This window comes from Paenibacillus gyeongsangnamensis (genome assembly GCF_027533625.1).
GTDB classification, from domain to species: Bacteria; Bacillota; Bacilli; order Paenibacillales; family NBRC-103111; genus Paenibacillus_G; species Paenibacillus_G gyeongsangnamensis.
On the sequence record NZ_JAQAGZ010000009.1, the window covers coordinates 200,069 to 218,499 of the forward strand.

18 protein-coding genes and 1 other annotated feature are annotated in these 18,431 nt (G+C 56.6%); of the genes, 11 read left to right on the top strand and 7 right to left on the bottom strand.

Annotated elements, in window-relative coordinates; all coding sequences use genetic code 11:
• Window positions 1-3 precede the first annotated feature (3 nt).
• The gene (locus O9H85_RS15575; RefSeq protein ID WP_269882351.1) at window positions 4-915 is read right to left on the bottom strand and encodes a hypothetical protein; all 912 of its coding nucleotides are present in this window, start codon (window positions 913-915) and stop codon (window positions 4-6) included.
• 225 nt (window positions 916-1,140) lie between these two features.
• On the opposite strand from O9H85_RS15575, the gene O9H85_RS15580 reads away from it, so the two are divergent.
• From O9H85_RS15580 to O9H85_RS15615, 8 genes are all read left to right on the top strand, one after another.
• Window positions 1,141-2,910 (top strand): hypothetical protein, encoded by a 1,770-nt coding sequence (locus tag O9H85_RS15580; RefSeq protein ID WP_269882352.1) that lies wholly within the window; start codon window positions 1,141-1,143, stop codon window positions 2,908-2,910.
• A 467-nt stretch (window positions 2,911-3,377) separates the two neighbouring features.
• Window positions 3,378-4,349: an ABC transporter permease gene (locus tag O9H85_RS15585; protein ID WP_269882353.1), complete on the top strand. Its 972-nt coding sequence runs from the start codon at window positions 3,378-3,380 to the stop codon at window positions 4,347-4,349.
• Window positions 4,350-4,399: 50 nt separating this feature from the next.
• Entirely contained in the window at window positions 4,400-5,293 is an 894-nt protein-coding gene (locus tag O9H85_RS15590; protein WP_269882354.1) for a carbohydrate ABC transporter permease, read from the top strand.
• Window positions 5,294-5,331: 38 nt separating this feature from the next.
• Complete coding sequence (locus O9H85_RS15595) at window positions 5,332-6,852, top strand: extracellular solute-binding protein (RefSeq protein ID WP_269882355.1); 1,521 nt, start codon at window positions 5,332-5,334, stop codon at window positions 6,850-6,852.
• Between the two features lie 103 nt (window positions 6,853-6,955).
• A complete protein-coding gene (locus O9H85_RS15600; protein ID WP_269882356.1) occupies window positions 6,956-8,248 on the top strand; it encodes a Gfo/Idh/MocA family protein in 1,293 nt (430 codons plus the stop codon).
• A gap of 74 nt (window positions 8,249-8,322) precedes the next feature.
• Entirely contained in the window at window positions 8,323-8,493 is a 171-nt protein-coding gene (locus tag O9H85_RS15605) for a hypothetical protein (protein WP_269882357.1), read from the top strand.
• Complete coding sequence (locus O9H85_RS15610; protein ID WP_269882358.1) at window positions 8,490-9,341, top strand: dienelactone hydrolase family protein; 852 nt, start codon at window positions 8,490-8,492, stop codon at window positions 9,339-9,341. The genes O9H85_RS15605 and O9H85_RS15610 overlap by 4 nt, the downstream gene beginning before the upstream one ends.
• Window positions 9,342-9,465: 124 nt before the next feature.
• Window positions 9,466-9,963 (top strand): LURP-one-related/scramblase family protein, encoded by a 498-nt coding sequence (locus tag O9H85_RS15615; protein WP_269882359.1) that lies wholly within the window; start codon window positions 9,466-9,468, stop codon window positions 9,961-9,963.
• A gap of 118 nt (window positions 9,964-10,081) precedes the next feature.
• On the opposite strand, the gene O9H85_RS15620 is transcribed toward O9H85_RS15615, so the two are convergent.
• The 4 genes from O9H85_RS15620 to O9H85_RS15635 form a co-directional block, all read right to left on the bottom strand.
• Complete coding sequence (locus tag O9H85_RS15620; RefSeq protein ID WP_269882360.1) at window positions 10,082-11,194, bottom strand: glycoside hydrolase family 88 protein; 1,113 nt, start codon at window positions 11,192-11,194, stop codon at window positions 10,082-10,084.
• A gap of 179 nt (window positions 11,195-11,373) precedes the next feature.
• Entirely contained in the window at window positions 11,374-12,324 is a 951-nt protein-coding gene (locus O9H85_RS15625; RefSeq protein ID WP_269882361.1) for an aldose 1-epimerase, read from the bottom strand.
• 115 nt (window positions 12,325-12,439) lie between these two features.
• On the bottom strand, window positions 12,440-13,447 hold the full coding sequence (locus O9H85_RS15630) for a TIGR03943 family putative permease subunit (RefSeq protein ID WP_269882362.1): 1,008 nt from the start codon (window positions 13,445-13,447) through the stop codon (window positions 12,440-12,442).
• Window positions 13,448-13,465: 18 nt separating this feature from the next.
• The gene (locus O9H85_RS15635; protein ID WP_269882363.1) at window positions 13,466-14,560 is read right to left on the bottom strand and encodes a permease; all 1,095 of its coding nucleotides are present in this window, start codon (window positions 14,558-14,560) and stop codon (window positions 13,466-13,468) included.
• 138 nt (window positions 14,561-14,698) lie between these two features.
• Window positions 14,699-14,988 (top strand) — a binding site (T-box leader).
• A 66-nt stretch (window positions 14,989-15,054) separates the two neighbouring features.
• Here O9H85_RS15635 and trpS point away from each other — a divergent pair.
• Window positions 15,055-16,044 carry a tryptophan--tRNA ligase gene (gene trpS / locus O9H85_RS15645; protein ID WP_269882365.1) on the top strand — a complete coding sequence of 330 codons (990 nt, stop codon included), beginning with the start codon at window positions 15,055-15,057 and terminating at the stop codon, window positions 16,042-16,044.
• Between the two features lie 107 nt (window positions 16,045-16,151).
• Here the strand turns inward: trpS and O9H85_RS15650 are convergent, their stop codons facing one another.
• Window positions 16,152-16,328, bottom strand: a complete 177-nt coding sequence (locus O9H85_RS15650) for a DUF5325 family protein (protein WP_269882366.1) — start codon at window positions 16,326-16,328, stop codon at window positions 16,152-16,154.
• Between the two features lie 149 nt (window positions 16,329-16,477).
• Here O9H85_RS15650 and O9H85_RS15655 point away from each other — a divergent pair, with 149 nt between their 5' ends.
• Window positions 16,478-16,711 carry an alpha/beta-type small acid-soluble spore protein gene (locus O9H85_RS15655; RefSeq protein WP_269882367.1) on the top strand — a complete coding sequence of 78 codons (234 nt, stop codon included), beginning with the start codon at window positions 16,478-16,480 and terminating at the stop codon, window positions 16,709-16,711.
• A gap of 270 nt (window positions 16,712-16,981) precedes the next feature.
• On the opposite strand, the gene O9H85_RS15660 is transcribed toward O9H85_RS15655, so the two are convergent.
• A complete protein-coding gene (locus O9H85_RS15660) occupies window positions 16,982-17,968 on the bottom strand; it encodes a metal-dependent hydrolase (RefSeq protein WP_269882368.1) in 987 nt (328 codons plus the stop codon).
• Window positions 17,969-18,068: 100 nt separating this feature from the next.
• Here O9H85_RS15660 and O9H85_RS15665 point away from each other — a divergent pair, with 100 nt between their 5' ends.
• On the top strand, window positions 18,069-18,374 hold the full coding sequence (locus O9H85_RS15665) for a hypothetical protein (protein WP_269882369.1): 306 nt from the start codon (window positions 18,069-18,071) through the stop codon (window positions 18,372-18,374).
• Window positions 18,375-18,431: the final 57 nt, after the last annotated feature.

Consider the following 18,431-nt stretch of genomic DNA (forward strand, 5'->3'; position numbering starts at 1 on the left):
AATTTAATTCTTCAAGCTGCGCCAACCGGCGTAGTCGTGAACCGCAATGCCCGCGTAAGAAGGACGATCCTTCAGCAAGCCGTCAATGAGAGCCAACTGGTTATTCATGGCGGCTTTTCCTTCTTCATAGAAGGTGATGAAAGGCGTGTCGGGAGCCGGATTCGTCTCCACGCCGACCCATACCATCTTGCCGAGCCGATCGCCTGTAGCCAGCTCGTTTGCCGCCAGCTGGACGACCTCCTGCCCCGAGTCGCGGTACGACATTATCGCGGTTTCGTCGAGGAGGGGCATGATCGCTTCGCTGAGCGTGCCGGATCCGCCCGCGAGCGTGATGCTGTCGAGCCAGAACGGGACGGCGGCGGCCGTTGTCAGCGCCGTGTCCTTTTTGACCAAGTCGTTGAAATACTTAAGCGACTGCTGCCAGTAAAGGACAACTGTATTCTGGTCGGTGCTCCATTGCGGAAGCAGGTACGGCTCGATGTCGACTTGAATGCCGGCAAAGCGTTCGTTCGCGGCGACGGAGGCGTTGTAAGCTTTCACCCAATTGACCAAATCAGTAATTTTCTGCCGGTTCTCGGGCAGAGCCCACTGCGGAGCGCCGTCAAGCGCATGCACCGCAATGCCGTTCGCCGCTGCGGTACTGATGAAGCTCCTGTAGGCGTCATTCGCCACATCCGGATTGACCTGCAGGAAGATGCGGCCCACCTGCTGGCTTAGGGCGAATTGCAAGATTTCCGTTCGTCCGTTGTCGGTTGAAATAAGCGACGTGTCCCATAGCCAAGTCGCCTTAGATTTGCTGAGCGGCACCTGGTCCGCATATGCCTTCGTTCCCAGGCCTTGCGACATCCACACGAGCAACACCACCATGATCCAAATTCCGACGCGACGGCTTAAAAATTTGTGACTGAACTGCATGTCCGATTCAGCTCTCCTTTGCTGCCTTGAAGTTATTTATCCCGAAGTTCGTGAATCGATGTACGCGGCGTAATGAAAGGAGAGTGCGTCGCAAGTCCGGTCCCGTTCTTTCGTTCGTTCGTGATAGTCTCATTATAATTTGGAAGATATCACCTTTTCCATAGTTCTAGAGACTTATTGTGACAAAAATCGACCCGAAGCCCTGATATTGAAGGAGGAGATGTAATGATGAGAAATCCGTTTTTACTGAAAAAAAGCGCTGCGGTCCTAAGCTCGCTGCTTCTGGCCGCGAGTTTGGGTTCGTCTGCGGCGGCAGCCGCAGCCCCGGAGATCGCGTGGAACAAACCGATTGGTCCGGATAACAGCTCAGCCGTGTCGGTTACGGATGCTGCGTACGGAGAATTCGTTATGGCGGGAAGCGCGAAGGGAACGTCGGGTGCTGAGGAACTGCTGCTTCTTGGGGTCGATCAAGAAGGACGCGAGAAGTGGGCACGAACGTATAGTTACGACGGCGGCAATACCATCGGTGCGAAAGTCCATCCGACCAAAGACGGCGGCCGCATCGTCGTTGGCAGCACTACCCATACGGTTCACGGGAAACTGCAGGAAGACATTTACTTGCTCAAGACGGATGCGCATGGTGACAAGCAGTGGGAGAGCAGGCTGGGCGGTTCCGTCACCGAATGGGGACAGGATGTTGCCGAATTGCCGGACGGCGGTTATTTGGTTGCCGGCTTGCTGGTTAACGGCAATATCCCGGCTCGGGCCGGGGTATTGATCCGTACGGATGCGAACGGCAAAGAGCTGTGGACGAAGACGTACGGAAGCGACCTCAATCGGAACGGCTCCAGCGGCCTTAAGTCGATTTTGCCGCTTCCGGACGGCACGTTCCTGCTTTGCGGCCAAAAGGGTCCTTCGTGGTTCGACTTAAGCAGTCAAGCTTACGTGCTGAACATCGACGCGAACGGACAAGTAAAATGGGAGCGTACCTACGGAGACAAGAGGAAAACGACGTCCGCGAGCGATATTCGGCCCACCGCGGACAGCGGTTTCATCGTGACCGGACAGACTGCGGCGGCGGGCCGGGAAAGCAACGTATATCTGCTGAAGCTCGGAGCGGACAAGGAGCCGGAGTGGCAGGCGGAATTCGGGAATAACGATCATGAAAAGGGGAATGCGGTGGTTCAGTCCCCGGACGGCGGCTATCTCATTGCAGGTACGAGACAGTCCTCCGCGGACGGACATAGCGAAGCTTACTTCGTCCGCACCGACGATAAGGGGAACCTTACGGGGGAGCAGACGCTTAGTGAAGCGAATGCCGGGGCGCTGCTGCCGCTGAATCAGGGAGCCTATCTTGCCGCAGGCTCGACGATCCCGTTTCCTGCGGATTCGTCCAAGCTCGGCCATGCGTTTCTTGCGATGTTGAAGGCGCCGGGAAGCGAAGGGGAGCCGGAACCGTCGCAGGATCAGCCTCAGGGTATTGTCTTCGATCGCAGCGACTATACGCTCCAGCCCGGGGAGAAGACGCCTGTCGTCGTATCGGCGGTGTACGGCAGCGGGAGACGGGTGCAGCTTGCCGCAGGCGTTCGGTTCTACAGCAATAAACCGGCGGCGGCGTCCATCGGGACAGGCGGCTTGCTGACGGCGGGCGCTTCGGGGTCGACCTTTCTTACCGCGGAGTACCAGGGGATGACCGCAAATGCTGAGGTGAAGGTGGAGAATCCAGAAGCGCTGCGGCTCGTCGGACTTACGGCGGAGCCGGGGCGATTGGCACTAGGACCGGGCGAAGAGCGGGCTCTCAAGCTGATCGCCCGGTATGCGGACGGTAGCACGCGCGATGTGACCTCCGAGGCTGATCTGTATATCAACGATCCGAGGATCGGCAAGCTGAAGTTGAACGGGGGCAAGAGCGTTGCCGCGAAGGAAGCCGGGTGGACCTTCCTTACGGCGGTTTATGACGATCAATCCGTCGTCATTGAATTGACCGTTAGGTAAAGCAGCATCTCCAAAACCGGTTAAGGCGGAGGCTTTATCGGTTCCGTGACGGTCAAAAGTCTATTTTCCGCTTAGGCGGAAAATAGGCTTTCTTTGTTGATGCGCTGGTCCTAGTAAGACAAGGACGGCGTAGCCGTTTATCCTGGTCGTTCCAGGGCCGGTCGTTGCACCAGTCAAAACTGCATCCTAACATTAATGACGGCATTCCGCCTTCCCCTTGAATCGACAATAACCGCGCCGTTGCGCGGTTTTTTCGCATGCATACGGCGCTTGGTTAAAATCGGTCTATCCGAAGTTAAATCTTGATCATGGGCGCTGCGGGGGCGGTAGAGGGGGTGCGCGGCCGGTCGGCCGGCCCGGAATCGGCTCGGTTCAACCGCCGGAGAACAAGTTAACAGCAGGCTATAGCATGTTCCTGTATTCCGGATAATAATTAGCTCAATCACACCAAAGAGAGGGGACAGCTTATGAGCTTGCCGACCGATCTGCCGTCCAACGGTGCCATCAAGCAGAACAGTAAAGTGTCATTCACGCGTAAATCTTGGGTAAGGGATCTCATTCGAGACCGTTGGATGTACCTGATGCTGCTGCCGGGCGTTGTTTACTTCCTAATATTCAAGTATGTTCCGATGTACGGGATTCTGATGGCCTTCCAGGACTATAAGCCGCATATCGGCATGCTGAACAGCCCATGGGTGGGGCTGAAGCACTTCCAGCGCTTCTTCAGCGAACCGTCCTTCTGGCAGCTGTTCACGAATACCTTCCTGCTCGCCATCTATAATATGATTTTCTTCTTCCCGCTGCCGATTGTTCTTTCTCTCATGCTCAATGAAGTGAGAAAGACCGGCTTCAGGAACTGGGTGCAAACGATGGTATATATTCCCCACTTCGTCTCGTGGGTCGTCGTGGTCGGTATCTTCTATCTGCTGCTGACGACGGAAGGCGGCGTGCTGAACGAGCTGCTGTTCGCCATTACGGGGAAGAAAATTGCTTTCCTGCTGGAGCCCGAGTGGTTCCGGACGATGATTATTACCCAATCCATCTGGAAAGAAGTCGGCTGGGGCACGATCATCTTCCTTGCGGCGCTGTCAGGCGTCGACGTTCAGCTGTATGAAGCCGCCCGCATGGACGGTGCAGGCCGCTGGAGACAGCTGTGGCATATTACGCTTCCGGCAATCCGGAGCACCATCATCATTCTTCTCATTCTTCGTCTCGGCAAGTTTCTGGACGCCGGCTTCGAGCATATCTTCCTCATGCTGACCCCGACGAACCGGGAAGTCGGCGAAGTGTTCGATACGTACGTTTACGTGAAAGGTCTTACACAATCGCAGTACAGCTACAGTGCCGCGGTAGGCTTGTTCAAATCCGCCGTAGGTCTCGTCCTTGTCATGGGGTCCAACTGGCTCGCCAAGCGCTTCGGGCAAGAAGGCGTATATTGATTCCGCAGCAAGCCCGCTTCACAAGAATAACGACTGGAGGTCGATGAGCCATGAGTTCCGCAAGCGCCGTGGTCAAACAAGACAATACGTTCGGCAATAAAATTTTCGACGGCATCAACTATGTGCTGCTGACGATCATCGCTCTGATAACGGTTCTGCCGTTCATTTACATTCTGGCGGTGTCCTTCACAAGCCCCCATGAAGTGGCCAAGGGCGGGTTTATCCTGTTTCCGAAGGAATGGTCGCTGTCCGCATACAGATACATTTTCTCAACGAATACCCTGGTGCGCAGCTTGGGCGTATCGATCTATGTGACGTCGGTCGGCACGCTGATCAACCTGATTCTCACCTCGCTGATGGCCTATCCGCTCGCCCGCCGGACGCTCCGGGGCCGCCAGCCGATCCTGATGGCCGTTCTGTTCACGATGCTCTTCAGCGGCGGCATGATTCCGACTTACTTCGTCGTCAAGGCGATGGGACTGACGAACTCCCTCTGGGCGCTTATGATTCCGAATGCGATTAATGCGTTCAACCTGATCGTGCTTAAAAACTTCTTCCAGGAAATCCCTGCCGAGCTAGAGGAAGCGGCGCGTATTGACGGCAGCAGCGATATCGGGGTGCTGATCAAGATCGTGCTTCCGCTTTCCGCACCGGCGATGGCCACCTTCGGTTTGTTCTACGCCGTAGAGCATTGGAACCAATTCTTCAACGCGATCATGTACATTAACGACAACACGAAGTGGCCGATTCAAGTGCTGCTCCGCGAGATCGTCATCCTGGCGCAGAGCCGGATCGGCGATACGTCCTTCGACGAGACGGAGATTCAGCCACTGACGATCCGGATGGCGGCGATCGTTTTTGCAACCATTCCGATTATGATCGTGTACCCGTTCCTTCAGAAGCATTTTGCCAAGGGCGTCATGCTCGGCTCCGTGAAGGGGTAATTCATAAATCATCTTGTTAGAAATTAGGGGGACTATCCATGAATTCCAAAATGAACAAGCGCGTCGCCTTATCCACGGCGCTCATCCTGACATGCGGCACGCTGGCCGCTTGCGGCGGCGGAGCGGGAGGCAAGAATGCGGCTCCGGCGAAGGAAGACGCCGGCCCGACGAACATCTCCATCGCCATGACCCAGGTAGGCGACATCCCGGCGAAGGATAACGAGGTTCAGCAGCTGATCGAGAAGTATACGAACACGAAGCTCGACATTCAATGGATTCCGAATGCGGCATACAACGATAAGGTGAACGTCATGATCGCCTCGAACGACCTGCCGAAGATGCTGAAGGTGCAGTACAACCCGAATATCGTCAGCTCGCTTCGTTCCGACCAGTTCTGGGAGGTCGGCCCTTACCTGAAGGACTACAAAAATTTGTCCGCCCAGAACAAGCTGTTCTACGACAACATTTCCGTGGACGGCAAAATCTACGGCGTACCGAACTTCAGCGACATGGGCCGGGCGTCCGTAGTTTACCGGAAGGATTGGCTCGACGCCCTTGGGCTGAAGCTCCCTACTACGATCGACGAATGGTACAACGTGACGAAGTCCATGACCTTGAACGATCCGGACAAGAACGGCAAGAACGATACCTACGGTCTGATGCTGTTCAAGAAATACAACGAAGGCGCGTACTCCTTGACGACGCGGCTCGCGACTTCCTTGGGCGCTCCGAATAAGTGGGCGGTGGACAAGGACAGCAACTTCACGCCGGAATTTATGACGAAGGAATACAACGACGTCCTGAAGCTGTTCAAGCGTCTGTATGACGAGAAGCTGATCAACCAGGATTTTGCGGTATTCGATTCCACGGAAGCGGACAAACTGTTCGACTCCGGCCGCGCGGGCCTCAAGGTCGCGGTAGCGCAAACCGGTAAGAGCCAGGCGGACCGCTTGTCGAAGAACGATCCGAAGGCGGTCGTCGACGTCGAGCCGATCAAAGGCCCGCAGGGCATTCGCGTCTCCGGCGAACCGGGGAACAGCGGCTTCTACGTCTTCCCGAAATCGTCCGTGAAGACCGAGGCGGAGCTCCGCAAGCTGCTCGCCTTCGAGGATAAAATGATGGATCCGGACGCGGCCACGCTCCTCATGCGCGGTGTCGAGAACAAGCATTACGTCAAGACGTCCGACAACAAGACGGAATACAAGGATTTCACCGCGTTCCAGCGCGAAGTGAAGCCTTACCGCGACAACTTCCCATATGTCGAGGGCTTCAACGTGCTTCCGCTTAAAGATACGCCGATCGGCGAGAAGGGTGTCAATATCGCGAAAGAAAACAATAAGTACATCGTGCCGAATCCGGCATTGACGCTGACTTCCGCCACATATAACGACCGCGGCAGCGAGATCGATCAAATGATCGCCGACGCGCAAACCAATTTCATCATGGGCAAAATCGACGATGCCGCTTATCAAGGCGAAATCGACAAGTGGAAAAAAGCCGGCGGCGACAAAATCATGGCCGAATACAAAGCGGACTACCTCAAGACACGCAAAAAATAATCACTTTAACTACGGCAGCAATGAACGTTCAGCCGGGAGGACCCTCCTTCCGGCTGAACATTTCTTACAAGCTTAGTCTAAACAGAAGGGGATGGGGACTGGGATGAAGAAAAGATATGCGGTATGCGGAGTAAGCAACCGGGCGATCGGCATGTTTATCGGGCCGATGCTGACGACGTTCGCGGGAACGTGTGAAGTGGTGGCGCTGCTGGACATCGATCCGAAGCGGCATGAGGTGTGCAAAAGCAAATACCCGCAAATGGCGGACGTTCCGGAATATACGCCGGAGCAGTTCGACCGGATGGTAGCGGAAGCGAAGCCGGACGTTATCCTGGCCGTCGGCCGTGACGATACGCATGCCGGATATATCGTGCGCGCGTTGGAAAAGGATCTCGATGTGTTGACCGAGAAGCCGATGGCTACGACGGGCGCGGATTGCCGCCGCATTTTGGACGCCGAAGCGCGCAGCAAGGGCAAGGTGACGGTGACGTTCAACTACCGGTACGCCCCGATCCATACGAAGATCAAAGAGATGGTGCTGGAGGGCAAGCTCGGCCGCATCACTTCGGTCGATTTGAACTGGTACATCGATACGTACCACGGCCCCAGCTACTTCAAGCGCTGGAACCGGATCCGGGAAATTTCCGGCGGGCTCTCGATCCATAAGAGCTCCCATCACTTCGATCTGGTGAACTGGTGGATCGGCCAGAAGCCGGTCGAGGTGTTCGCTTACGGCGCGCTGAACTATTACGGTCCGGACGGCGAGCTGAATCCGAAGAAGGAAGACGGACGCTACTGCGACACCTGCGACGTTCGCCAGGATTGCCAATATTATACCCGCTGGACGACCCGTTCGCAGAACCAGTCGGTGAAGGACGACCATCTGGGCACCGTGAAGACGGACGGCGCTTATTCCGGGTATCGCCCCGACGCCTGTATTTACGATTCCGAGATCAACATCGAGGATACGTATGCCGCTACGGTGCGTTATGACGGCGGCACGCTGCTGAGCTACTCCGTCAACTTCTCGCTGCCGTATGAAGGCTACCGGCTCGCGATCAACGGCACCAAGGGACGTCTCGAGACGATGGAATACCATGCGCCGTCCCGTACGCCGTTCCCGACGGAAGTGCAGACGATCGATTACTTCCCGCTGTTCGGCTCGAAGGAAACGATCCACGTCGTGCAGCGCGAAGGCGGACACGGCGGCGGCGATCCGGTGCTTCTCGAGGACCTGTTCCTCGGTCCCGATCCGAAGCGTCCTTACAGCATACTGTCCGGCAGTGAAGACGGGGCTTATTCGATCGGCACCGGGGAAGCGGTATGGCGCTCCGTGAAGGAGAACCGTCCGGTTCGGCTGGAGGACGTCCTTTCCGGGAATTTGCAGCCGGTTTAACAAATTGCAAGGCCTCCGTGTTCCGGCATGGAGGTCTTTTCCCGTATGCTGAAGAAGAAGAGGAGGGAAACGATATGAACCCATGGAGACCGGATACGTTTATTGCAAGGCTGAGGGAGAAGGGGCTAAAGGAGGCTGCTGACGGGAACCTGTCCGAGACGGAGCGGGCGCGGAACGGCTGGCCGAGCGGCTTCAGCCGGTACCCGGGGAACGGGCCGAGCTTGCTCCGAAGCTGCTGGAGATGACGGACTGCGGCGATGTGATCCGCGAGCGTGTGGAGATCGGCATGTGCGAGGGGCTGCGGATGCCTGTTTACGTGCTGCGCCCGAAGCAGGCGGCCGGGCATTTGCCTGTGGCTCTTGCGCTGCACGGCCACGGTTACGGCAGCCGGGAGATCGTCGGGCTCTCGCCGGAGGGCGAGGAGCAGGCGGAGGGTAGCGGCATCCATAAGCATTTTGCGGTCGGCCTCGCGCGCCGCGGCTGCCTTGTCGTCGCACCCGAGCTGCTCGGCTTCGGCGACCGCAGGCTGGAGGAGGATGTGCAGGCCGGTCCGCGGCAATCGTCCTGCCCGCAGCTTGCCTCTTATTTGCTATTGATGGGCAAGACGCTTGCGGGCGTGCGCACATTCGAGGCGATGCGGGCGATCGATTACGCCCTGGCGCGGGAAGACGCACGGCCGAATGCGGGAGTCGGCTGCATGGGACTGTCGGGCGGTATGATTGCGGCCCTGACCGCCGTGCTGGACGAGCGTATTCAGGCTTGCGTGCTCAGCGGCTATGCCAATACGTATCAAGACAGCATTCTCTCGCGCAAGCACTGCCTCGACAATTACGTCCCCGGGCTGCTGGAGCTGGGCGAAATGGCCGATCTCCTCAGCCTATATGCGCCGAGGGCGCTGTATGTGGAGTCGGGAACGAAGGATACCGTATTCCCGCTGAAGGGCTCGCTTGCCGCCGCCGAGACGCTCCAAGCGGCGTACCGGGCGCTGGGGGCGGAGGACCGCTTCGTGCACGAGGTATTCGAGGGACGGCATGAGATATCCGGCGCGCACGCGTACGATTGGCTGAAGGCGCAGCTGAGCGGAGCGTCCTGAGTGCCGCCGGGCCTTGGGACACCGGGAGCTTACGGCGCGCGCGCTGCAACCTTTTCGCCGGGTGAGCCGTAAAAAGAAGGGAGAGGAGCGAACGCTCCGAACGTTAGCCTTAGGAGGTGCCGTCATGTCTAAGACGGTCTATTTCAAGGACAACTTTTTCTCCAGCGGCGAGACGGATATTACGGACGCACAGGGAGCGGTTATCGGGACGTTGGATTTGCAGAGCATGTTCACCTCGGGAGTGACGGTCAGGAATGATGCTGGCGAGCCGGTCGTCCGCGGACAATTCCGGTTCATGGCCAGAGGCTGGCACGTGTATGACCGTTACGAGGAAGAAATCGGGGTGCTGAAGGCGAAATTCGCCTTTTTCAAAAAAAGGTACGTTTATGAGAGCGTCAAATTCGGGGAGTTCCTGATCGAAAGTCCGGCGTTCTCGAGGGAATATACGATGACGACGGGCGATGGGCGGGATGCGGCCCATTTTCGGAGGGTGAGCGGGTTTTTCGCCGCCGGCGCGTACGAGCTGACGAACCGTTCGGAGCTGCCGACGGAGGAGCTGGTGGTCGTCATCATGGGCGTCCATGCGTATATCAAACAGCAGCAGTCTTCGGCCGCGACGTAAACGGCAAAAAACCTTCAAGGATCCTAAGGATCTTTGAAGGCTTTTCGCATCAACCTTGATAATCGCGCTAGTCCTTGTAAGACAAGGATGGCGTAGCTGTTTATCCTGGCTTCCGGGCTTAGAAAATGCTGCGCTTCCAGCCGCCGAGCTTTGCGAACGCTTCGACATAGAAGTAATCCCCGTAGATCAGGGAAACGTCGATATTTTCACCGGCCGGCTTGTGTCCCGTTCCGTGCAGCAGAATCGCTTCGTGCTCCGGAAGGTCCCAAGTGGCGTAGCTTTCCGTGAGCGACTTCAGAATCCGCTTGGCCGCCTCCGTATAGAAGCGCGCTTCCGCCGCCGATACGTGATTCGCGAGCTCGAGCAGCCCTGAAGCGGCGATTGCTGCGGCCGAGCTGTCGCGCGGAGCATCCTCAAGATGATCGTCGCGGAAATCCCAATACGGCACATGATCCTCCGGCAGCGAGGCCAGGAAGAAGTGCGCCACGCGTTTGGCCGCCTCGATATACCGGGCTTGCCTCGTGTATTTATACGTATTGGCCATCCCGTAGATCGCCCATGCCTGTCCCCGGCTCCAGGCCGACTGAGGACCGTAGCCCTGGCCGCCGATGGATTCGATGAAAGCGCCGGTTTCGGGATCGAAGCTGACGATATGGTTGACGGAGCCGTCGGGCCGGATAAAATGCTCCAGCGCCATATCGGCGTGCGCAACGGCGATATGCTTGAACCGGGCGTCGCCGGAAGCTTCGGAAGCCCAGAAGAGCAAGCTCAGGTTCATCGTGCAGTCGATGATAGCCCAGCCGATCTTGTCCCCGTTCCAGGCACGGATGAAGCGTCCCGCCAGGTTGAACCGGCCGGCAAGGAAATTGGCCGCTTGGAGACCGCGGCGCAGGCCGTCGGCATCGCCGGTAATTTTATGCTTGATGACGGCGGTCGAAAGGAATTGAAAGCCCACGTCATGGTGAAGATCCTCGGAGGCTTGGAGCAGCCACGGCTCGATCTCCTCGTCCCAACGCCAAGCCGCTTCCTTGTAATGATCCTTGCCCGTCATGTCATGCATAATCCACAGAAGCCCCGGCCAAAAGCCCGACGTCCACCAATCGCTTCCCGTGCTGTCGTAAACGCCGTCTTGTCTAGCCACATGAGGGCACTTGTCGCCGATTTGCCCGATCATCCGGTCGACCTTCGGCTGCAGACGTTCGAGCACCGAGCTGATATACGCTTGATCCATTGCTGAATTACCTCCCCATAATTCGCTGTTTTCCAAGGAAAGTATAACATTGAAACGTTTAAATTAAAAGAAAAATTTAAACGTTTCAATGTTAGGGTGAGCGTGAAAAACAAAGCAGCCCTCCGGCACGGAAAGCGTTCCGTGGCAGAGGGCTATCGAATCTCGCGATGAATTATCGTTTATCGGTAGAGCAATTCCAGCTTGACTTCCAGTTCCAGCGTATCGCCCGGGGCGATGCCGCGAAGACCGGTCGTTTCCGCAGGGAGGTCCAGATTCGGCGCATTAGTGACCCAGGTATAAGGCTCTAGGCAGATGAAGTCCTTCGCTTCGCCCTTCGTATAAATAACCCATTGCTTGAACAGGGACGAGCCGCTGTATCGGATCTCGACGCTGTCCTTCGACAGTACGGCGAGGCAAGGATAATCGCCGATCTGAAAGACGGTATCCATGTTGTGGCCTTCGAGGATATCCCCCTGAAGCAAGGACTCGTACTTGCCTAACGGCACGATCTCGCCGGTCGGGATGTTGGCTTCGTCCAGCTCCCAAATGCCGCTTGCGGGAAGCTGCAGCTTCCACTGAGCGGGCTCTCCGTCCAGCAGAAACCAGGTGTGCAGCCCATAGCCGAAAGGCGCCGCATTCTCGCCTTTATTATGGACGGACAGCCGGTGACGAAGGATCGTTCCTTCCAATTCGTAGGTGAGCTCCAACTCGAGGGAGTGCGGGTATTGGCGCTGAATGTTCGGGTCTTCCCAGGTGCGGAAGGCGGTCGTTATGAACAGCTTGCCGTCCGCTTCTCCGGATGCCTTGACGGTCCATGCCTGGCTACGCAGCATGCCATGAATATGGTTTCTTGTTGCCGCTTGATTGCGGTCGAATTGGTAATCCCGCCCCTCGAAGGAGAACTTGCCCTCGCGGATTCGGTTCGGCGGCATGAGCACCGGCGTGCCGTACTGCACCGGCTGCTCGGCAAGCTCTCCCGGGGATGGAGGAACCCGGAGCATCTCCCGCTGCAGCGTCTTATCCCAGATGCTGTAGAGGTTGCTGCCGAGAGCCGGGCAGATGCTGACGATGAGACGGTCGTTCTCCAGGACGAAGGCGGGCGTGCCCTGCCAGTCGATTTGCTTGATCATGAATTACAGCTCCTTTTCTCGGGTAAAGGATGGGAATGGCTTGAATTGTCAAATTTGGTCTTATTCTAGTCATTGTACCAGAGAAACGAAAGACTTGTCACCGCATGCGGGAAGGTTACGAGCCGAAATCGTAATTCGGGTAAACGTACGGCGTCTTTGCCGGCTCGGCCTTGACGACCTTCTCCACCTTGAGTACGAGGATGTCGTTGTCCTCGTATTTGGCTTTGCTGATCGTGCCGGTTACGGTGACCCAGCTGTCGCTTGCCAGCGTCTGCGCCTTGTCGTATTCCGCCAGCACGCCGAACGGGGAAGCGTCCGCGGAGCAGCACTGGATGGAGAAGCGGGCGACGACGAATTGGTTCGGCTTCATCTCGTCCTGCCGGTAGACGAAGCCTGTCAGCTGCAGCTTCTTGCCGACGAAACGGTCGAGAAATAGGTCCACGGAAGTGAGCGTCTCCATGAACAAATCTTCCTTCACGGGAATGACGTCCATGGCATACAGCTTCTTCGCAAAGTCGGCATAAGATTTTGTGAATTTATCCGACGGGAACAGTTCTCCGCTGTTGCTGGCAGTGCCGCCGGCAGTGCCGCTCGAAGCGGCGCTGCTGCCGGAGCCGGCTGCCGCGACGTTCCCCGATGGGGGCGCTGCCGGGGCACTTCCCGCGCCGCCGGCCTGGCCGCCCCCCGGCGAAGGAGCGGGCGCGGCGGGCTGGGCGGCAGCCGAATCCTTCTTCACGGAAGCGGCGCTGTTCAGGTTCATTCCTTTCTTGGCCGCCAGGCTCGAGCCCATCGTCGTGTCCGGGAGCAGGAAGCCGAGCAGCAGCGGAAAGACGAAAAGGCCGTAGAGCAGCGTATTTTTCAACTTGGACGAAGAGGGGGTATGGTCGTGATCGCAGTCGCAATCCGTCTCGGTCCGGCCGCCGAAGGCGCGGATGCCGAGGTACAGCTGGTAAATGGCGACGATATACAGGGCGAGGGAGGACAGCTTGACGTACGCCGTCATCCGGGGCGCTATGTAGAGCAAGATGCCGTCCGTCTTGACCAGGTAGGCGATATAAACGGCGAAGCCGAGAAGAATAAGTGCTTTTATTGTATGGTGAAAGCCTAATGTACGAGGACGCAAGAGCGGGTCCCTCCTTTGTCAGGTAAGAAAAAATCGTTCATACAGGATCGAGGAGCTCAGGACAACGACGATGACCAGAAGCGACAGGATCACTACGAAGCGCGCCTTGAACGCGGACAGCAGCATCAGGGTGCTCTTGATGTCCAGCATCGGGCCGAACACGAGGAACGTAAGCAGCGAGCCGGTCGAGAACGTCGTAGCGAACGATGAAGCGACGAACGCGTCGGAGGTGGAGCAGAGCGAGAGCACGAAGGCGAGACCGGCCATAAACAGATGGGAGCTGTATTCCCCCTGTCCGATCGACACCAGGCTGCTCCGGTCCATGACCGTCTGGATCGCAGCGGTTAAGAAGGCGCCGAAGATCAAATATTTGCCCATCTCGAAAAATTCATCCGAAGCGTGGCCCAGCACAGACAGGAATTGCTTGCCGGCGGGGGCTTTGCCGCCGTGATTATGACCATGATGATCGTGGTCATGGTGATGAGCTTCATGATGCGTATGATGCTCATGGTGATGATGCGTATGCTCGTGCATATGGATATGCAGCTCTGCGGCCGGCTCGGAGCCTCCGCGAACGGGATTGCTCCGGACGAAGCGGTGCAGGATCAGCCCGATCGCAAGAGCCGCTACAAAGGCAAGACCCATACGGGAATAAGCAATCTCCGGACGGCTGCGGAAAGCCATGTAGGTGGAAGCGAAGACCACCGGGTTAATGATCGGCCCAACGAGAATGAAGACGGCCGCGACATAAACAGGCATGCCCTTGCGCAGCAGGCGCCGGATGACCGGGATCATGCCGCATTCGCACAGCGGGAAGATGATGCCCATGACGCAGGCGAACACAATGCCGAGCACAGGATTCTTCGGGATCATCCGGCGGATTCGCTGCTCGGAGACGAACTGCTGCAGCAGCGCCGATACGAGAACGCCCAGCAGCACGAAGGGCAGCGCTTCGAGAATGATGCTGATAAATAAGGTTTTGAAGCTCTGGAGGTTCGGAGACGACAGGAAGGATAGGTCGGGAACCGGCCTTTGCGTGAAGATCAGAATGAGCATCACAAGGCACAGAACGGCCAGCGTGTTCGCGGCCCAGCGTGTAATGAGCGTTTGCAATGGTCTACTCTCCCTTGTTTGAATTCATCTCATAAATTGGTCGTAATTTATTATAACGTATGCGGACGCTCTCGGATATAGGACGAGTTTTTGAAAAGCAGGTTGACATCCGGAGAGCGGTTCGATAAGATGATGGATAATAAAGCGATGACGGGAAGAAGTAGACGGCAGGCATGCTCCTCAGAGAGCCGGTGGCAGGTGCGAATCGGCGGGCGGCGGCGCGTTGAATGGATCCCTGAGCTGAAGGTTGAGAGCGGCAGCATGCCCGGGCCCGGGCGTTGTAAGCGAAGCGCGAGCTGCACGCAGGTAGGCTGTTCCGGCATCTCCCCGTTACAGGAGAACAGAAGGCTCTTTAGAATCGGAGCGCAATGTTTGCGTTCGTTCTGAAGGAGCGAATTAGGGTGGCACCACGGTCTCTCGTCCCTTGCGGCGGGAGGCCTTTTTTGCGTTCAAAATAGGATACATTTTAACTATACAAAGGAGGCACATTCCCAATGTCGAAACCGAAAGTATTATCCGGCATGCAGCCCAGCGGTCAGCTGACGCTCGGCAACTATATCGGCGCGCTGCAAAATTACGTAAAGCTTCAGCATACGCATGACTGCTTCTTCATGGTGGTCGATCTTCATGCGATCACCGTTGCACAGGAGCCTGCCGCCCTGAAGGAGCAATCCGAAGCGGTGGCGGCGCTGTATTTGGCGGCCGGCCTTGACCCGTCCGTGGCGACGGTATTCCTGCAGTCCACCGTTCCTGCGCATGCCGAGCTCGGATGGATGCTTACGACGCTCACGTACATGGGCGAGCTGGAACGGATGACGCAGTTCAAAGACAAATCCGAAGGCAAGGAATCGGTAGGCGCGGGCCTATTCACCTATCCGTCCCTCATGGCGGCGGACATTCTGCTGTACAATGCGGATCTGGTGCCGGTCGGCGACGACCAGAAGCAGCATTTGGAGCTGACGCGCGATCTCGCGCACCGCTTCAACCAGCGGTTCGGCGAAACGTTCAAGATCCCGCAGCCATATATTCCGGAAGTGGGGGCGCGAATCATGTCCCTCGACGACGCTTCGAAGAAAATGAGCAAGAGCAGCCCGAACGCCGGCAGCTTCATTGCGATGCTGGATGCTCCCGACGTGATCCGCAAAAAAATCAGCAGAGCCGTCACCGACTCCGGCCGCGAGGTGAAATACGATCCGCAGAACAAGCCGGAGGTCAGCAATCTGCTAGGCATCTACGCGCAATGCTCCGGCAAGTCGATTGCCGAGCTGGAGGCGCAGTACGAGGGCCAAGGCTACGGGCCGTTCAAGAAGGAGCTGGCCGAAGCCGTCGTCTCCGTACTGGAGCCGATTCAGGAGCGCTACAGGCAAATCCGCAGCTCCGGCGAGCTGTACGATGTCCTGAAGCAGGGCAAGGAGCGCGCGGCGGCCGAGGCCGAGAGCATGCTGAAGCAGGTGAAGGAGAAGATGGGCTTTGTGCTGCTGTGAAATATAAGCAGCCTAACGCATACTAAAAAAGGATGCACCCCCGGGAAAGCGGAGCTTGTCCGCTGATGAAGGGGATGCATCCTTTTTATTATGGCCGGCCTGGAGGGCTACTCTTTGTCTTTGCGAAGCTTCGCTTTCGTAATGAAGCCCGCCCCGATGAAGAAGAACGAGATCAAAGCGAACAGGATCGCCATCCAAGGCTTGCCGGCCGCCATGAAATAGCTGATTGCGGCCAGAAGAGCCGTGCCCACGACGGCAAAAAATAACGCGAGTCCTTTATTCATGCGACAGTTACACCGCCTTTCGAAGAGGTTCTGAAACTCGAAAAAGTTTTTTCAAATGCTGCGCATATCTTTTCCCGTACATCACATAATAAGCTTGCAAGCTTGCAAATACATCAAAGACATCATTCAATTGAAAGGAGTGCTGAAAAATGGGTGCAGGACAATCCCGCAGCAGCAACCAATTGGTAGTTCCTCAAGCGAATCAGGCTTTGAATCAATTGAAGTATGAGGTAGCTCAAGAGCTGGGCATTCAGGTTCCTCAAGACGGTTACTGGGGTTACATCGCTTCCCGCGACGCGGGTGCAGTCGGTGGTAACATCACTCGCCGTCTGGTTCAAATCGCCGAACAAACCATCTCCGGTCAAGCAGGGCAAATGCGCTAAATTGCTTCATCAATAGAAGCTCAAGGAGAAATCCTTGGGCTTTTTTGAGTTGATAAGAATTTATAAGTTTTCGCAACTTATAGCTTCGCATCAACCTTGATAAACGCGCTGGTCCTTGTAAGACAAGGACGGCGTAATCATTTATCCTGGACGACCAAAAAAGTTTGGAAGGCGGCTATTGTTCTCCATGCAAGAACGACGAAGCCCGGTGAGCCGTACCGGCTTGAACCGGATTGGATGCGCCCCCCGAGCTTCCGTCAGCCGCTGCCGTTAGGACAAATAGTCCACGCGCATTTTTTTCTGCAGCTTGGCCTCATTGAGCCAACCGACATAAGATTCCAGCGTCCGAAACTCCTTATCCATCCGCACCACCGCGACGAACGGATACTGCTTCCGGTGCCGGTACCGCACATCCGCCCAGACGACCTCGTAGCCCCAAACCTGCTCCTTGACCTCAGCGCACGCGAATGAGGAAAAGTAAAGGAAGGAAGCGATGTCCGGATGCGTTTTGGACGCGTCCACCGCGGGATGGACATCGCACCTAACCCGATCGATCCAGTTGATGGCTTTATTCCTGTATTCGCCGAGCTGGAACGAAGCATCCGCCTTATGCTTCACGATCTGCCAATGGGTAAGATTGAGCGTCGGAATCAGGGTATAGCGGTCGCCTGCCTCATAGTCAGGGTCCTGCCGGAACAGCTTCGATTCGAGCTCCTTGTGAAGCCAAGAGCGCCATACGTAGTAAAGCGCAATAAAAGCGTATAATATAGGAAAGAGCGTCTGCGGCTCCGTCCAATGTAGGGACCAGAGCAGAATGGCCACTAAGTGGGCTCCGAAAATGACCGGATCGAAAATATGAATGATATTCCACGAGATCCATTTGTTCGTGATGGGGCGCAATGCCTGGGTGCCGTACGTATTGAATACATCAGTGAACACATGAAACGCAACGGCAATAAATACCCACAGCAGCACGTGCCCGATCGGCAGCTGACCGAAGCCGAGCTTCAGCAGCCCGGTAATACCGAGCGTCCATAGCGCGACGGCGGGCAGGGAGTGAGACAGGCCTCGATGGTTCTTAATGTATGCCGCATTGCTCTTCAGCCGAAGCAGCATGTCCGAATCGGGAGCCTGAGAGCCCAGCACGGTTCCGATCAATACGGCTGTGGATACGGTAGGATCCGAAGCCACGACAGGGTCAATGTAAGCCAGGCCCGCTAATCCAAGGCCTATCACTAGGTGTGTTCCGGTGTCCATGACTAACCTCCTGAAACCCTTTTTCTCAACAGTGTATTGCAGGCGGGTAACTTTAGTGTATCATTTTCTACATTAAAATAAAGCCGGGGGCGTGAAAAATATGTGTCTCGTGTTTGTGGAATATTCCATCAAGGAGGAATCCCGTTCCGATTACTTAGTTTGGCTGGAAAAGCTGCGCAGCATACATCCGGAGCTCGAATGCTACGAAGGGACGGAGCAGCCCGGACTGTTCGTCGAGCTGTGGAAGGGGATGGGGCCGGAGGGCTTCCAAGCGATGAAAGCGCAGCGTGCGGGGGCCGCTGCGGAAGGCGCCGGCTGGTGTCCGGAGACATGGAAAGCGCTTGACGAGTGGATCGACGGAGGGCGAGGCCGAATCCATATCTGGTCGTTCCAAAAAGTGATATAGTCCATCTTTTGCAGTAAAGATATCCATGGTTTCTTCCTTCCGTTCGATGTAACCTTA

Coding starts and splice junctions, on each gene's coding strand:
- O9H85_RS15575 (WP_269882351.1), bottom strand. CDS start 915: ATGCAGTTCAGTCACAAATTTTTAAGCCGTCGCGTCGGAATTTGGATC.
- O9H85_RS15580 (WP_269882352.1), top strand. CDS start 1,141: ATGATGAGAAATCCGTTTTTACTGAAAAAAAGCGCTGCGGTCCTAAGC.
- O9H85_RS15585 (WP_269882353.1), top strand. CDS start 3,378: ATGAGCTTGCCGACCGATCTGCCGTCCAACGGTGCCATCAAGCAGAAC.
- O9H85_RS15590 (WP_269882354.1), top strand. CDS start 4,400: ATGAGTTCCGCAAGCGCCGTGGTCAAACAAGACAATACGTTCGGCAAT.
- O9H85_RS15595 (WP_269882355.1), top strand. CDS start 5,332: ATGAATTCCAAAATGAACAAGCGCGTCGCCTTATCCACGGCGCTCATC.
- O9H85_RS15600 (WP_269882356.1), top strand. CDS start 6,956: ATGAAGAAAAGATATGCGGTATGCGGAGTAAGCAACCGGGCGATCGGC.
- O9H85_RS15605 (WP_269882357.1), top strand. CDS start 8,323: ATGAACCCATGGAGACCGGATACGTTTATTGCAAGGCTGAGGGAGAAG.
- O9H85_RS15610 (WP_269882358.1), top strand. CDS start 8,490: ATGACGGACTGCGGCGATGTGATCCGCGAGCGTGTGGAGATCGGCATG.
- O9H85_RS15615 (WP_269882359.1), top strand. CDS start 9,466: ATGTCTAAGACGGTCTATTTCAAGGACAACTTTTTCTCCAGCGGCGAG.
- O9H85_RS15620 (WP_269882360.1), bottom strand. CDS start 11,194: ATGGATCAAGCGTATATCAGCTCGGTGCTCGAACGTCTGCAGCCGAAG.
- O9H85_RS15625 (WP_269882361.1), bottom strand. CDS start 12,324: ATGATCAAGCAAATCGACTGGCAGGGCACGCCCGCCTTCGTCCTGGAG.
- trpS (WP_269882365.1), top strand. CDS start 15,055: ATGTCGAAACCGAAAGTATTATCCGGCATGCAGCCCAGCGGTCAGCTG.
- O9H85_RS15650 (WP_269882366.1), bottom strand. CDS start 16,328: ATGAATAAAGGACTCGCGTTATTTTTTGCCGTCGTGGGCACGGCTCTT.
- O9H85_RS15655 (WP_269882367.1), top strand. CDS start 16,478: ATGGGTGCAGGACAATCCCGCAGCAGCAACCAATTGGTAGTTCCTCAA.
- O9H85_RS15660 (WP_269882368.1), bottom strand. CDS start 17,968: ATGGACACCGGAACACACCTAGTGATAGGCCTTGGATTAGCGGGCCTG.
- O9H85_RS15665 (WP_269882369.1), top strand. CDS start 18,069: ATGTGTCTCGTGTTTGTGGAATATTCCATCAAGGAGGAATCCCGTTCC.